General features: G+C 41.0%; 13 protein-coding genes. 9 read left to right on the forward strand and 4 right to left on the reverse strand.

Annotated features, from left to right (window positions below; genetic code table 11):
• Window positions 1–6 precede the first annotated feature (6 nt).
• The 9 genes from I6J02_RS20315 to I6J02_RS20355 all read left to right on the forward strand — a co-directional run bounded on the left by I6J02_RS20315 (window position 7) and on the right by I6J02_RS20355 (window position 8,826).
• Window positions 7–1,146 carry a cytochrome-c peroxidase gene (locus I6J02_RS20315; protein WP_201679581.1) on the forward strand — a complete coding sequence of 380 codons (1,140 nt, stop codon included), beginning with the start codon at window positions 7–9 and terminating at the stop codon, window positions 1,144–1,146.
• Between the two features lie 71 nt (window positions 1,147–1,217).
• Complete coding sequence (locus I6J02_RS20320) at window positions 1,218–1,727, forward strand: RNA polymerase sigma factor (RefSeq protein ID WP_201679582.1); 510 nt, start codon at window positions 1,218–1,220, stop codon at window positions 1,725–1,727.
• 278 nt (window positions 1,728–2,005) lie between these two features.
• Entirely contained in the window at window positions 2,006–3,199 is a 1,194-nt protein-coding gene (locus I6J02_RS20325; RefSeq protein ID WP_201679583.1) for an alpha/beta hydrolase, read from the forward strand.
• 34 nt (window positions 3,200–3,233) lie between these two features.
• Entirely contained in the window at window positions 3,234–4,289 is a 1,056-nt protein-coding gene (locus tag I6J02_RS20330) for a YncE family protein (protein ID WP_201679584.1), read from the forward strand.
• A gap of 89 nt (window positions 4,290–4,378) precedes the next feature.
• Window positions 4,379–5,320 carry an ABC transporter permease gene (locus I6J02_RS20335; RefSeq protein ID WP_201679585.1) on the forward strand — a complete coding sequence of 314 codons (942 nt, stop codon included), beginning with the start codon at window positions 4,379–4,381 and terminating at the stop codon, window positions 5,318–5,320.
• On the forward strand, window positions 5,317–6,267 hold the full coding sequence (locus I6J02_RS20340; RefSeq protein ID WP_201679586.1) for an iron chelate uptake ABC transporter family permease subunit: 951 nt from the start codon (window positions 5,317–5,319) through the stop codon (window positions 6,265–6,267). Before I6J02_RS20335 ends, I6J02_RS20340 begins: the two co-directional genes overlap by 4 nt.
• Window positions 6,264–7,025 (forward strand): ABC transporter ATP-binding protein, encoded by a 762-nt coding sequence (locus I6J02_RS20345; protein ID WP_201679587.1) that lies wholly within the window; start codon window positions 6,264–6,266, stop codon window positions 7,023–7,025. The genes I6J02_RS20340 and I6J02_RS20345 overlap by 4 nt, the downstream gene beginning before the upstream one ends.
• A 48-nt stretch (window positions 7,026–7,073) precedes the next feature.
• Window positions 7,074–8,006 carry a siderophore ABC transporter substrate-binding protein gene (locus I6J02_RS20350; protein ID WP_201679588.1) on the forward strand — a complete coding sequence of 311 codons (933 nt, stop codon included), beginning with the start codon at window positions 7,074–7,076 and terminating at the stop codon, window positions 8,004–8,006.
• Between the two features lie 7 nt (window positions 8,007–8,013).
• Complete coding sequence (locus I6J02_RS20355) at window positions 8,014–8,826, forward strand: siderophore-interacting protein (protein WP_201679589.1); 813 nt, start codon at window positions 8,014–8,016, stop codon at window positions 8,824–8,826.
• Window positions 8,827–9,955: 1,129 nt separating this feature from the next.
• Here the strand turns inward: I6J02_RS20355 and I6J02_RS20360 are convergent.
• From I6J02_RS20360 to I6J02_RS20375, 4 genes are all read right to left on the reverse strand, one after another.
• Window positions 9,956–10,246 carry a transcriptional repressor gene (locus I6J02_RS20360; RefSeq protein ID WP_201679590.1) on the reverse strand — a complete coding sequence of 97 codons (291 nt, stop codon included), beginning with the start codon at window positions 10,244–10,246 and terminating at the stop codon, window positions 9,956–9,958.
• A gap of 124 nt (window positions 10,247–10,370) precedes the next feature.
• On the reverse strand, window positions 10,371–11,408 hold the full coding sequence (locus I6J02_RS20365; protein WP_201679591.1) for a YncE family protein: 1,038 nt from the start codon (window positions 11,406–11,408) through the stop codon (window positions 10,371–10,373).
• A 117-nt stretch (window positions 11,409–11,525) separates the two neighbouring features.
• Window positions 11,526–12,809: a hypothetical protein gene (locus tag I6J02_RS20370; protein WP_201679592.1), complete on the reverse strand. Its 1,284-nt coding sequence runs from the start codon at window positions 12,807–12,809 to the stop codon at window positions 11,526–11,528.
• An 18-nt stretch (window positions 12,810–12,827) separates the two neighbouring features.
• Window positions 12,828–15,251, reverse strand: a complete 2,424-nt coding sequence (locus I6J02_RS20375) for a TonB-dependent receptor (RefSeq protein ID WP_201679593.1) — start codon at window positions 15,249–15,251, stop codon at window positions 12,828–12,830.
• Window positions 15,252–15,429: the final 178 nt, after the last annotated feature.

The raw sequence follows: 15,429 nt of genomic DNA on the forward strand, positions 1-15,429 counted from the left end.
AAAACATTGATACGCAATACATTGATCCTAATTCTGGTCTTATTTTCAGCAGTTATTCTTCAGTCCTTCTGGACACAGGAGCCTGATAAAGAACCGGATTTTGTACTTCTCAGGGCACAGTACGAAAAACCTGTGGATCAATGGCCGGCTCCGCATGTAGATAAAGATATTGTATATCAGGAATGGGCTCCATTACCCGCTCCTCCGATATGGAATCAAAAAGATGCTGCCACACAGGCTAAAATAGCCCTTGGCAAGAGGCTTTTCTTTGAACCAAGACTGAGTGCATCCATGCAGATATCATGCTCGTCCTGCCATGATCCGGATATGCACTGGACAGACGGACGTAAGAAAGCCATAGGGAGCAATCACCGGATCGGAAGAAGACATACCCCTTCTCTACAGAATATCTGGTCTCAGCAGCTCTTCTTCTGGGATGGACGTCAAGATAAGCTCCGGCAGGTTGCCAAATCTCCAATAGAAGATCCGAATGAAATGAATACGCCTATAGATACTGCTCTGCGTCATATTCATGCAATCAAAGGTTACAAAACATGGATACAGGCTGCTTTTGGAACAGACAAGATGAATGCAGATCAGCTGGGTGAAGCACTCTCCTACTTCCAGCAGACAATTTCATCCAATATTACCCGATTTGATAATTTTCTAAAAGGAAGAGGAAGAGCTTTATCCGATCAACAGATATGGGGTATGCACCTGTTCCGTACCAAAGCAAGATGTTTCAACTGTCACAATGGTCCTTTCTTTACGGATGGCAAATTTCATAATCTGGGTTTTAGCAACTACGGAACCAAAAATCAGGATCTGGGCAGATATGAAATCACCCTTAATAAAGCTGACATAGGAGCCTTCAAAACTCCCGGACTGAGAGATGCTGTACGCACCTTTCCCTGGTTCCATGACGGACGCTTTAATGATATAAGTATGTTGCTTAACCAGTATAATGCAGGTATGCCTCAGCCTAAAGCAAAATCCGGACAGGAAACAGACAGTCTGTATCCGCAACAATCTTCCCATTTGCAACCGCTGGGGATCACATTGAAAGAGCGGGAAGCTATTATTCGCTTTCTGGAAGCCCTTGCTGCTCAGCCTATAGAGATAGAAAGACCACAATTACCTGAATAAATATTTGCAGATTCTAAAATTAAACCGTAAAATTGCAATTATTTATAATTAATCTAAATAAAAATAGAGTAATGGCACTGCGCAAGAGATCAGACATAAATTTGATTGAAGCATATTTCGAGCAATACTATGAAATGTTATGCAAAGTAGCGTTCCAATATGTAAAAGATCATCAGGAAGCTGAGGATATTGTTCAGGACTTTTTCTATCTGCTGTGGCAGAAGAACAGGGCAGAGAAAATCGAGGGGCAGTTTGAGCATTATGCGGTAAGATCGATCCGCAACAATTGTCTCAATGTACTGAAGAAGAAACACATTCCTATACAGGATATTTCTTCGGATTTTCACCATATAAGCGAAGATCATGATGATATGGAACTTCGTATAGCCTATGAGCAGCGTCTGGAGGATGTAGCTGCGAGTATACAATTGCTACCGGACAGACAAAGGGAGGCAATTGATATGAATATTTGGGGCGATCTCAAGTATCAGGAGATTTCGGATAGATTGCAGGTTTCGATCAATACGGTCAAAACCCATATTAAGCTTGCTTATAAAAATCTCCGCAGGCTCAATTCCTGAGAACTGCAGCAGTAGAAAGCAATATCCGGGTTCGGACAAGAAAAATTAAGGTTGGCAGCATACCGGCTCTCAAGATAATAGTTTGTTTTTATGTTTATTAGGGGGCGATATCACATGTGATATTTCCCCTTTCTTATATCGTAGAGACATTTTGAATGTCATTTATCACAGCTATGTCTTTATTTATAATTATTATTAATAAAGATCTTAATTTATTTAGAATAATTATAAATTAGCAAAATTATAACATCTGCATTTTACAAATATTTAGTCATAACATGGTTTTTAAGCGTATTCTTCCTTTATTTTTTAGCTATCTGATTTTTGTCCTTCCTGCCTGTAGTCAGTCCAAATATCAGGTTACCATTGAAGTGAAGAGTACACCTGCAACGCATCGTCACAGCCCTTTATATATTACCGGAAACTTTAACGGCTGGAATCCTAAACTTCATCTTCTTGATACCTTGCCTTCAGGAACAACTTCTTTGCATAACCGCATTCTATTGCCTGAGGTTAAAGCCGGACTTCTGGAATTTAAATTTACCAGAGGAGACTGGCAGACATTAGAATCTACAGCAATAGGTACGCTGACTGCTCCGCGAAACGTAATGATCCAGAAGGATACTGTTATTCAGGTCGATATCGTGGGTTGGAGGGACGATTTCCCGGCCTCTACAGCTAGTCCACAGATTCGTCTGCTGGACAGTGCATTCCATATTCCCCAACTTGCTGTAACACGTCCGGTATGGATTTATCTGCCGAAAGATTACGATACATCCGATAAAAAATATCCTGTGCTCTATATGCATGATGGTCAGGATTTATTTGATGAGGCCACTTCTCAGGGACGTATAGGTCCGCTGGAATGGGGTGTCGATGAGGCCATAGACCATCACCGTCAAAGTGCCATAGTCGTAGCGGTAGCTCATGCTGAAAGCAAAGAAGACCGTCAGAATGAATATTTTGTATCGCCTAACAGCAGATTTCCAAAACCTCAGGGAGCGGAGTATCTCAAATTTATTGTCCATACCCTTAAACCTTATATGGACAGTCATTACCGCACGATGCCTGACAAAAAGCACACCGCTATGGCCGGAAGTTCTGTTGGAGGATTACTGACACTATATGCCGGGCTCTCGTATCCGGATGTATTCGGATCGCTGGGGATATTTTCACCTTCCATATGGTTAGACGAAGGGCAGGTACAAAAAACGATCACACGCATCGGTCATCAGACAGCTATCAGTGACCAGCACTATTATTTTTATGGTGGAGGGAATGAAAACAGGATCAAACCTGATGGCAGCACTGTCACTATGAATACAGATGTACTGCAAATTACAGATATGCTTCGTGAAAAAAATCATCCGCAGCTGGAAATCAGCATCAATCCGGAAGGGAGACATGGAGCATGGTACTGGCACAAAGCATTTCCGGCTTTTTATGACTGGTGGCAGGCAAAATTAAACTAATATCATTTTTTCACATATCAAAACTGATTTATTTATGTACAATTTCAAAAAACCACATATCTTCAAAAAGGAGATCCTGATAGCTTCATCATTTGCGTTTGCTTTCCTGGCATGGGGACATTCAGCAACAGCTCAAACAGTTGTTAAATCTTCTACAGCCGGCAAGGGTGTCTATGAAGCTGTTGTCAATGAGCAGAATGGATTTATCTACGTGACTTCTGCAGGTAGCAGAACACAACCGGGCGGAGCCATTTATAAAATCCATCCGGAAAGTCTGGCGATTACAGATAGCATTATCATGAAAGAAAATCCACCGTTTGGTCTGGGAATCAACCACAAAACTCAAACGTTGTACACGACGAATACCCGTACGCATTCTGTCAGTGCTGTGGATATTAAAACCGGTAAAGTGATTGCCACATTTAATAATGGAAAAGATAACAGTCATACTCGTGAAGTTCTGGTAGATGAAGACAATAACCTGATCTATATCTCTGATGTGGGCGATCCGAGCAGTATATGGGTGATTGACGGTAAAACCAACACCTATCTTCACAGCATCGAAAATACAGGTAAAACGACCACAGGTATGGTATTGAATGACCGTAAAGACAAAATGTATATCACGAATATGGGCACTAATGAAGTGGCAGTGATCGATCTGAAGAGTCATAAAGTAGAAAAAAGCTTCCCTTCCGGAGGAGAATCTCCGGTGAATCTTGTAGCTGACGGCAACCACATCTTTGTTGCTAATCAGAAATCCGGTACGATAACAGTCCTTGATGCGACTTCAGGACAAGTACTCAAGTCGATTCCGACAGGTGCCGGAGCGATTGGTATCAGCTATGACAAGAAAAGTAACCGAATCTATTCGGCTAACCGCCAGACAGGTACAACTACTGTCATAGATGCTGCCACTTATGCTGTACTGGCGGATTTACCGACAGGATCGCATCCAAATAATGTAAAAGTATCTCCACAGACGGGAGCGGCTTATGTGATTAATAAAGCTAAAGGTGGCAGACCAGTGGAAGGACAGCCTGCCCCTCCTGCAGATACCAACGGTGATACGATTACGCTGATCCGATAAGTAAAACTCATTCGTAGGTTTTGATAAAGAGGAAAGTCTTTGTCAAAACCTATTTATTTTATAGTAAAAGCATACCGCAAAAGATATTAATGCGCATTCTGTTTCTTATAGTTCTTATACTCCTGGCTATTGTTTCTCTTTTTACAGGAGTCAAAGAGATTTCTCTTTCTGAGATCTTCCATCTGTCGGAAGATCAGCTACTGGTCTTTACGATCAGCAGAATTCCACGTACAGCGGCACTGATACTGGCCGGAGGAGGTCTCAGTATTGTCGGATTTATTATGCAGCAGATTACACAAAACAAATTTGTGTCACCAACTACGGCAGGTTCTCTGGAAGCTGCAAAAATGGGAATCCTTTTCAGTTTACTACTCATCCCACAGGAATCACTGGTCTATAAAATGCTCTTTGCTTTGTGCTTTACCTTTGCTGCAAGTATGCTGTTCATGGCTATGGTAAGGCGTATTCGCTTCCGGAGTACGGTATTCATTCCGCTGATTGGTATTCTATTCGGAAATATTCTGGGAGCAATCTCTACATTTTTTGCCTATAAGCATAATATTGTCCAAAATGTACAAGGATGGTTAATGGGCGATTTTTCCGCAGTTCTTCAGGGACAATATGAAACCATCTACATTATTTTGCCTGCCGTGTTGATCAGTTATGTCTATGCAGACCGCTTTACTATTGCAGGAATGGGGGAGAGTTTTTCAAAAAACCTCGGACTTCCCTATCTGACAGTTGTCAATCTGGGGTTATTTGTAGTTTCAGTTACTGTGAGTGTCACTATTGTCACCGTAGGTGCTATACCCTTTTTAGGGCTTATCATTCCTAATATTGTCAGTATGATATACGGCGACAATCTCCGCAAAAATCTGCCTTATACGGCATTGATAGGTGCTATTTTTCTTTTAGTATGCGATATACTGGGCAGAGTTCTTATATATCCCTACGAAATCCCCATCGGACTGATGGTCGGAATTACAGGGGGAATTATCTTCTTTTTACTGATCCTAAAACGTAACAGATGAAACAACAGTCTCGTGTATGGATCATGCTGGCACTATTGGCCGTACTTATCGTCGCGTTTCTTTTTTACGATACGGGTCGCAATATCGATTATGTGCTCCCCAGACGTGCCATTCGTCTGGCGACCATTGTTGTCGTCGGAATCAGCGTAGCTTATTCATCGATGATCTTTCAGACGATTACCAACAATAAGATACTCACTCCCTCTATTATGGGATATGAATCGATCTTTATCCTTTTCCAGACCATCATTGTATTTGTCTATGGGGATAAGACTTTTCAGGTCATTTCACAAACGGATAATTTCTTTTATGCGATCCTGCTGATGTTATTTTTTTCATGGGTGATGTACATGCTGATCTTTGGAAAAAGTAAGCGCAATATATATCATCTGCTGCTGATCGGACTGATACTTGGGACACTGTTTCAGACCATCAGTCAGTTTATGCAGATTGTCATAGATCCCAATGAATTCTCAGTGATAGAGGGCTATATGTTTGTTTCGTTCAATAAGATGAACAGCAGTCTGCTGCTGATTGCTTCAGTAGTCCTGCTTGGAACACTCCTATGGGCGCAACGCTATGTTAAATATCTGGATGTCCTCGCATTGGGAAGAGAGCATGCTATTAACCTGGGACTGGATTACAATAGACTGATCAAACGGTATATGCTGATTATCTCCCTTCTGGTATCCGTTTCTACAGCCCTTGTCGGACCGGTAACCTTTCTGGGTATTCTGGTTACGAATCTTACCTACGAACTGACTCCGTCTTCCAGACATAAAGTTATGATCTGGATATGTGGTCTGATAGCCTGTATTGCATTACTTGCAGGACAATTTATGGTTGAACATGTCTTTAATTTTTCTACGACAGTAAGTATTGTTATCAATTTCGCAGGAGGGCTTTACTTTATGTACTTAATCTTAAAATCACGAAAACGCATATGATCAAATTTCAGGATATATCTAAACAATATGGAGATAAAGAAGTGTTGAAAAACATTTCTTCTAACATATCCCGGGGAAAGATTACCTCTCTTATTGGTCCTAACGGAGCTGGTAAAAGTACTTTGCTATCGATAATATGCCGTTTACTGAAGCAAGATAAGGGTATGGTAAGCTTGTTGGATAAGGACGTCACGCAGTACAAAAGTAATGATTTTGCCAAACACCTTTCGATTCTACGCCAATCGAATCATCTTGATCTCAAACTGACGGTACGGGATCTGGTCTCTTTCGGACGCTTTCCATATTCACAGGGAAGGCTCAATGCTGAGGATAAACAATATATCGATCAGGCACTTGCTTTTTCAGAACTGGAGCAACTTCAGGATGCGTACATAGATGAGTTGAGTGGCGGACAGCGTCAGCGTGCTTTTCTGTCTATGATTATTGCTCAGAATACAGAGTTTATTCTATTGGACGAGCCGCTTAATAACCTGGATATGAAACATGCTGTACAGGTGATGAAAACCTTACGCAGACTGGTTGATGAACTTGGTAAAACAGTGGTTATGGTCATTCATGAGATTAATTTTGCAGCGCAATACTCTGATCAGATTATTGCCATGAAAGACGGAGCCATTTATTACCATGAGGACACGGAGAAAGTTATTAATGCAAAAAGACTAAAGGAAATTTTTGACATTGAATTTGACATTATTGAAAATGGCGCTTCCAAAATCTGTAATTACTTCAATATCTGATTTTTAAAATTAAAATTTATTATTTACACATATAACATTCGAATTAATATGAACAAACTGATCAAAAATATAAGTTGTATTATACTTCTGGCTGTAGCAGCCAGCTGCAACAGTACTAAGAAAAATGACGGGGCAGCTACTGACTCCATCACTGTAGAACATAAACTCGGTAAAGCTCAGGTCGTCACTTCCCCCTCCCGGATTGTAGTATTTGATATCGGCGCATTAGAAACACTGGATCAACTGGGCATTCCTGTAGCCGGTGTTCCAAAAGATAATATACCGGACCATCTTATCAAATACAAAAATGAGGAAGCAATAGCCAATGTGGGATCTGTGAAAGAACCCAACTACGAGAAAATCAATGCACTGAATCCGGATCTCATCCTGATTTCCAGCCGACAGGAAAAGTTTTATGATGAATTGAATAAGATAGCTCCTACTGTTTTTGTCGGTGTAGATGATAAAGACTACATGGCATCTTTCCGCAAAAATACACTTCTGATCGGGCAACTGGTTGGAAAGGAGGCAGAAGCCAAAACTAAACTGGATGCTATTGATGAAAAATTAAAAGCGGCTCGGGGTCAGCTAAAAGGAGATGATCACAAGGCTTTGATTATCCTGCACAACAATGGTCGTTTCAGTGCTTACGGTAAAGGATCCCGTTTTGGTTTTATCCATGATGTACTTGGTGTAAAGCCGGCTCAGGAGCAACTGGAAGTGGCTATACATGGTCAAAAGATTTCCAATGAATTTATAGCGGAGACTAATCCTGATTATCTTTTTATCATAGACCGTAATGCAGTGGTTGCCGGTAAAGCCGGTAATAAAAGTGAAATTGAAAATAAACTGATCCAACAAACAAATGCCTACAAAAACGGCAAACTTATCTATCTCAATCCACAAATCTGGTATCTTTCAGGAGGTGGTATTACCTCTACGGATATGATGATAGACGAAATCATAAAAGCATTAAAATAATAGCCCTATGGAACAGACAGCTATAGCAAGACATATATTCCATGTCAGTAAAAAAGAATTTATAACACCTCATTATATACGGGTTACTCTTCAGGGAGACGGTGCTGCAGAATTTGCGGCATGTACTATCGGAGCTAATAATAAGATTTTTATACCTCCGGCAGGAACCAAAGACGTTGTTTTCCCTGTATTCGATGCTGAAAAGGGAGCCTGGATAAATCCTGCAGACAATGAAAAGCCTATTGTCAGAACGTATACACATCGGGGTATAGATGTAGCGAATAAAGAGATCATGATTGATTTTGTAAACCATGGTGATAATGGTCCCGCTTCTTCGTGGGCTCTTCATGCGCAGGAAGGAGATGCTTTGGGCGTAGCGATGAAACTTCGAAAAAATCCGTTATATCCTGCCGCGGAATGGTATTTTTTGATCGGAGATGCTACAGCCATCCCGGTACTGGCCAGTATTCTCGAAAGTTTACCAGCAGAAGCAAAAGGACATTGCATTCTGGAAGTCTCTTCTCCTACAGATATACAACCTCAACTCGGACACCCCGGATTTACTATCCAATGGATCTTCAACGGGCATCCTGAATCCGGAAGCAGTTTGGCGGAAGAAGTGCTGAAAGTATCTATACCTGACGAAGGTTCACACTTTGCATATGTAGCCTGTGAATACAGCTCCGTCAAGGCATTGCGCACCTATTTCCGTGAAGAACTGAACTGGAGCAATCAGGAACTTTATGCATTTTCGTACTGGAAGGCCGGTGTAGCGGAAGATCAGTCTGCACAGGACCGCAGACAGGAAAAAGAACAGTAAATACAAAAGCAGCATTAAGTTGTGGATTAAAGATAAAACCTCCCTCTGCCTTCGCAGAACCGCCGTTACAACTTCTCTCTCCTTCTTAAGCAGAGATGCCCGAAGGGCAGAGAGGTAAATTTTAAAACTGCAAAACCTCACCCTAACCCTCTCCTTAAAAATGAGAGGGAATTGGTTTATCAAATAGTAAAAAAGGTGTATAAAAAGTCAAGTCCAACCCTTTGAAAATTTCATATCTGAAATGATACTGTAAGGGAGGTACGTATAAAATCGCATAAAAAGGAAGGGGTATCTAATCTTTTCGGACAGCCCCAATTCTATTGTAGTAACTTCGTTACAACTTTTCTCTCTTCTTAAGCAGAGATGCCCGAAGGGCAGAGAGGTTAATCTACATCAGTCCAAAACCTCTCCCTAACCCTCTCCTTACAAAGGAGAGGGAATTAGCCTCGCAGAACTACTATTATAAGTCGAAAGGATAGCTTTAAGTGGATAAATAGTATTGTCCGCGTCTGCCGGTGTCCTCACCGGCAGTATGGTAATTCTGGCTTTATAATTTGGCGTCCCCGCCAAATAACGCTATTAAATACTTAAGTTAATTTAGGTTTCCTGACGCAGGTTTCGATATTAGATCTCTAAACCTCTCCCTAACCATTCGCAGAACCACCGTTACAACTTTTTCTCTCCTTCTTAAGGAGAGATGCCCGAAGGGCAGAGAGGTTAATCTACATCAGTCCAAAACCTCTCCCTAACCCTCTCCTTACAAAGGAGAGGGAATTAGCCTCGCAGAACCGTTATTATAAGTCGAAGGGATAGCTTTAGGTGGATAAGTAGTATTGCCCGCGTCTGCCGGTGTCCTCACCGGCAGTATGGTAATTCTGGCTCTATAATTTGGCGGGGACGCCAAATAACGCTATTAAATACTTAAGTTAATTTAGGTTTCCTGACGCAGGTTTCGATATTAGATCTCTAAACCTCTCCCTAACCATTCGCAGAACCACCGTTACAACTTTTTCTCTCCTTCTTAAGGAGAGATGCCCGAAGGGCAGAGAGGTTAATCTACATCAGTTCAAAACCTCTCCCTAACCCTTCCGACCAGTCGGAACAGGTTCTCCTTACAAAAGAGAGGGAATTATCGATTTGCCAATCGATATATACGTTTCCGGGTATCAGTCTGATACTTCACCCCCATCAACCCTAAGGAGCATAAAAGCTTTATTGTACTGTATATAGTTGCCAATGCAATATCAAATTCATCTTTTAACCGGAGCCATATCTGCTCTACATCATCTATAATTTTGAGCTTACAGATCATCTGTATCACTATCTCACGCTGTCTGGTCAATTTATGTCCAGAGGCATGAACCGTTTCCAATATTCTTTTGAGCGTTACATAATAGTTTCTTTTGCCTGGTAGTTCCATAATTTAAATGCTGTTGCTTTCCTTTGAGATGATCAATCCCAAAACTTTAGTATTCTATATTTATTCCGAAGAAAAAAGTCATCTCCAAAGAGATGACCTTTACTCAACCAACACACTTGCAGTATTATAAACTTCTTACGATTTTCATAACTGTATTTCCGTTTTCAACAGGCTCACCTTTACGGCCAACTTGTTTATTTGTTACATACACAGTTCCATTACCAGCATTAATGCTGATGGTATTAGGTAATCCCTGTGTTTCAATACGTTCCAGTATTTTATACGTTTTCATATCCACTGCAACTACCTCTTTCTTATTACGGTTAGCAGCATACAGTACATCTTTATCCGCATCATAGGCTATACCTATCGGAGATGCATCATATCCCAGATATACCTTATTAATGATTTTGCCTGTACCACTATCCACTACAGTGATATTATTATCATTTGACTGACTCACAAAAATGCGGTTGCCGCTCTTATCTAATGTAATATTCAAAGGGCAGTATGACCAGGTCTGGAATTTGGATTCGAGTGCACCGTTATCTGCATTGTAGACCAGAATATTTCCTTCCATAGTCTCTGAATCCGTGGCATACACTTTCCCTTTTTCTGCATCGGTAGCCAATCCTAACAAGGAACCACCCGGATATTCCATAAAAGATTGGATGCTTTTGGAATCTCCGTTAATCACCCATATTGACGGGTTACCATGATCAGACACATACACTTTATTGCGGGACTCATCTACAGTTAACTCTCTGATCTTAGATTTGCTGCGTTCATTTTTGATTAGCTGAACCTGTTTTGTTTTGAGATCTACAGCACTCACCGCACTCTGAAGCGAATGGCCAACATACAAAGTCTGTGTTTTATTGTTCAATGCTATACCAAAAGGCAGATTTTTACCAACATTGATAGAATCCACAACAACCAGATCCTGCCCGTTAAGTACATAGATGTAATTATCCACTTCTTTATTGAAACCTGGTTTCGGGCCGGCAACATAGACCTGATCCATACTCGGATTATAGACTAACTGATATACTTCACTATCAATTTTTTGTTTTTTATCGATACGGAAAAGCGGAGTTTTCTCCTGGGCCTGAACGGCTACAGTGGCAAACAAAAGGCCACATACAATAAACATCTTTTTCATTTTATTAATAATTAGACTCAATATAAATAAGTAGCGTAAACAGTCTTTTCCCGAAGGTCAAAACACAAAAAAAGGCGTACCGAATCCGGTACGCCCTGTTTCATAGGTATTAATATGTTACTTTGTCTGTACTTTGACAAATCCGGACACCGCCCCTCCTACATTGACAGAGAAAGAGTTGGTAGCCGTATTACTACCTGCATTATATTCGTAATATCCGTTTTCACCTGCCTTAGTAGCACCACGAAGCAGAACTTTCCCATCGACCTCTACTGCTACCATAGCAGCTCCCGGATTAGTTCCGGTAGGTACTCCTGTTATGGCATTGAATTTCCGGTCGCTTACATTCAGGGAATAAAATTTCCAGATATCTTCACTATTAATATTTCCTGTAGCTCCGCCCGTCAGTTTCTCCGTATTGAGTGTGAAGATAAGACGTCCGTCTTTCGCAAATACATTGGTAAATTTACCATCATCTGCAGCTCTGAAATCACTGAATTTAAGTTCCCATGAACTGTCAATGTCTGTTTCAGCAGCTTTGATTCGCACAATTTTGGATTTGCCACCTACAGCCGTACGCCCTTGAGTGACGATATACAAATCGCCATTGGTATCAAAGTCATACATATGGTTTTCATTGATATATGCGATACTTCCTGTTTCCTTTATGGTAATAGTTTTTTCATATGTACCAGTCGCTATATCGACAACCGCAAGATATACATCCGTATAGAAATCATCGAAAAACCCGACCTGACTTGCATCATTTTTAGCATAGGTAAGATTGACGTATAATTTACCTCCTTTTATAGCTAAGAATTTTTGTCCGGCAGCTCTGAATTTTATTAATGCTTCGTCTTTACCTCTAGCATTAACTGCCGCAGACAGATCTACAGAACCGGTATTGACCATAGTTGTAGGGTTGAACTTCTGTACTTTCAGAGGTTCTGCGGCATCCCAGTAATATCCTGCATTATCATTCTGGATAACAAGATTGCCTGTTCCAAAGTATTTAGCAGCTTCTGTTGGTATCTTGGAAGAGATAAATTTGCCTGCAGTGACTTTCCCGTCCTTGCTGACCTCAATTTTTTCTATACCACTAACGTAACCTGCGGTACTGAACATTTTGAAAATCATATTATTATGTACACGCCATCCGCCCATACCCTGCCCTTCCAGTGAATTAGCTGTCGCATTGGAGATTACTCCAGTGGGATAAGTAGCAAAGGAGCTTACAAAGCCTCCTTTATTACCACTTACCCGATCAGCCAATGTGATAAGTACATATCTGGAAGATGATTCTTCTACCGGCGGTGTCGGATTATCGTTTTTACTGCATGCTGTTGTCCATAGAGCCAGAACTCCCAGTGCAATGTATCCTATTAGATTTCGTTTTTTCATATCCGTGTATTTTATATTTTACGATTGTTTTAAATTCAATGTATACGTCAGCTTAAGGTGATAACTTCTACCTGCACGCTGGATTTTATAATAATCAAAGAGCCTGGCGTCTCCTATATTTTTTACTTCTGCTCCTACCGTAAGTCCATTCCTGACAAAATGATATGTAAACCCTCCGGATAACAGATGTTGATTAGGAACTATGTTTGTAACCGGCACACCTGCTGTTCCCGACAATCCCAGAAAACCACCCGGTTCCAGATCACGCGGGATATTATTGAGGTAAAATTCGCGTATGAAATTCCAATTGAAATATGGTCTGAAAATATCACCGCGACTTCCCCAGCCGTTGAACTGCCCATAAAGGCCTGCATTTGAAAAGAAATAAGGAGTATTACGCAGTCGCGTACCTTCTATCCATTTATATAGTCCTTCTTCTACATCTGCCATACGATTGTCCTGCCAGGAGGCATTTGCAGAAATACGGAGCTGCTTACTCAACCGATATTCTGCATCGATATCAAAACCATAGCCTCTTACATTATCCAGATTCTGGTATTGTGCAAAAGGAGCCTGCACCGGTACCAGCAGAATGAGTCCTTCTGTTTTGCGGTAGAAACCAGCGGCTTCTACAGACCAGTTTTCACGTCCATAGCGATAAGCCAGATTAATATTCAGACTTTTCTCCGGTTTCAACTCAAAATTAGGAGCCCTTGTATCATTATCGCCAAAGATTTCAAAATCTCTTGGCAAACGATTAGTCCATTCCAGAGAAGATCTAACAAAGCTGTGATCATTGATCTGGTATTTAACTGCTTCAGATGCTCCCCAGTTGTGTCCGCTATAGGTAGTATAATCTTCCAGGTTACTGCTGTTGCTCAGAAACCCGTTAATGCCTTTTGTACGGAAGTAAAAATGTTTGGCCGTTATCTGATTGGTAAGTCTGCCCTCTATCCATTTCGATTCCCACATAAGGCCGGATATGATCTTATTGTATACAGCCTCTTTACTCAGAATATCGATATCAGTTCCATTAAACCGCATACCATATTTATCTTCACCTGTACGTTTGCTATAATTATATACAAAATTATATTCCAGCTTATTACGACTATTTATATCAAATATAACATTAGTTCTGTTCATGATATTCCGGAAGTTAATATCTGACAAAGCTGGCCTCGGACTTTCCCCTATACTATTGCCCGGGGTGAAAGTACCGTACCAATCATACGACCCTTTAACAGTATCTATCCGTGCTCTGTTAATAAAGCTCAAAGAGGTAAACTGATCGATTTTAAGCCGTTGATCCATAAAACTTTTTGTATAACGCAGACTCGGCACCCACCCTTGATTGTAGACCATTACAGCACCGTATGGGATAGTCATAAGGGCGGGATGCTGTGAAGCCCGATCGATATCATAGCGAGCCAGCGAAAAGCGCAGCTCATCTGCCCAGCTTCGGTTTCTTACACCTGCATAAGCTTCTACAAAATACTGTTTATAGTTATTGTGAAATAAGGGTACACGTACAGGAACAAGATTGGCATTTTGGTCTACTACAGATACATCCACATTGTAGTTATTTCTGGAATTGTTGTAAAAGGCCTCAAAACCACCAAAAGTACGGTTCTGTCTATCAGTCTTCATTACTGATAAGGAAGCAATATGTGTCCCGAAAGAGGCTATTTCATACGAGGCATCTACTTTTGTACCTGTATTTTTTTTGCTGACCATATTGATCGCTCCGCCCAACGCGTCACCTCCCAGGGAAACCGGAACAACTCCTTTGTATATCTCGACCCTATCCAACAGATTGACCGGAACATTGTTGAGTCCAAAACCTCCTCCGAGATATTCTAAAGGGATTCCATCCCGGAAATATTGTACCGAATTACTCTGAAATCCATTAATGGAAAGGTCGACTTCATTCCCCAGACCTCCACTCTGTCTCACGCGAATGCCGGGAGATCTGTTTATGAGCTCTGACAAAGTAGCCGGTTGCTCCTGAGCAGCTGCGGCGTCCACTACGACAGCACGTATGGCCTGCGTCTTACGCTGTTGCTTCTCTGTGATTCCATCTACTTTCACTTCAGTTAAAAGACGGTTATCTCTGGAAATAAATACATTAAATACTACATTACTCTGATCTGGTGTAAGTGCCAACTGTATGATAGTATCCCGGTATCCGATTGCTGACACCCTTAATATTGCTTTTCCGGCTTTATTATTTTTAAAGATAAAGCTTCCCTTTTCATCTGTAGATACCTTACTTTGCCCTGTCAGAGAAACCGTCGCTCCAACATTTGGTTGCTGATCTTCTTTATCCTTAACTGTCCCACTGACCGTGATATCCTGCTGTGCTGTCACAATAAAGGGCATCAGTAAGAGATAACATATTATTATTTTTCCGAGCCACCCGAATCCTGTCCGAAATGCCATTGTATTTATTTAGATTAAATTAAAATAAATACAAACCTAAGACTATTATGTCCAAATAGCAAGCCTAAATCAAATTTATTACAAGCCTCTAAAGCAAAAAGCCATAGTAGTAAACTGCATCGTTCTCTATTCAGAAAGATATATAGCTAAAAGTCAGATCATTTGCTTCATTTCCGGC

It is taken from the genome of Sphingobacterium spiritivorum, from assembly GCF_016725325.1.
Classification (GTDB): domain Bacteria; phylum Bacteroidota; class Bacteroidia; order Sphingobacteriales; family Sphingobacteriaceae; genus Sphingobacterium.

What these genes read in the sequence shown, in the direction of transcription:
- I6J02_RS20320 (WP_201679582.1), top strand. Translation starts at nt 1,218, where the DNA reads ATGGCACTGCGCAAGAGATCAGACATAAATTTGATTGAAGCATATTTC.
- I6J02_RS20325 (WP_201679583.1), top strand. Translation starts at nt 2,006, where the DNA reads ATGGTTTTTAAGCGTATTCTTCCTTTATTTTTTAGCTATCTGATTTTT.
- I6J02_RS20330 (WP_201679584.1), top strand. Translation starts at nt 3,234, where the DNA reads ATGTACAATTTCAAAAAACCACATATCTTCAAAAAGGAGATCCTGATA.
- I6J02_RS20335 (WP_201679585.1), top strand. Translation starts at nt 4,379, where the DNA reads ATGCGCATTCTGTTTCTTATAGTTCTTATACTCCTGGCTATTGTTTCT.
- I6J02_RS20340 (WP_201679586.1), top strand. Translation starts at nt 5,317, where the DNA reads ATGAAACAACAGTCTCGTGTATGGATCATGCTGGCACTATTGGCCGTA.
- I6J02_RS20345 (WP_201679587.1), top strand. Translation starts at nt 6,264, where the DNA reads ATGATCAAATTTCAGGATATATCTAAACAATATGGAGATAAAGAAGTG.
- I6J02_RS20350 (WP_201679588.1), top strand. Translation starts at nt 7,074, where the DNA reads ATGAACAAACTGATCAAAAATATAAGTTGTATTATACTTCTGGCTGTA.
- I6J02_RS20355 (WP_201679589.1), top strand. Translation starts at nt 8,014, where the DNA reads ATGGAACAGACAGCTATAGCAAGACATATATTCCATGTCAGTAAAAAA.
- I6J02_RS20360 (WP_201679590.1), bottom strand. Translation starts at nt 10,246, where the DNA reads ATGGAACTACCAGGCAAAAGAAACTATTATGTAACGCTCAAAAGAATA.
- I6J02_RS20365 (WP_201679591.1), bottom strand. Translation starts at nt 11,408, where the DNA reads ATGAAAAAGATGTTTATTGTATGTGGCCTTTTGTTTGCCACTGTAGCC.
- I6J02_RS20370 (WP_201679592.1), bottom strand. Translation starts at nt 12,809, where the DNA reads ATGAAAAAACGAAATCTAATAGGATACATTGCACTGGGAGTTCTGGCT.
- I6J02_RS20375 (WP_201679593.1), bottom strand. Translation starts at nt 15,251, where the DNA reads ATGGCATTTCGGACAGGATTCGGGTGGCTCGGAAAAATAATAATATGT.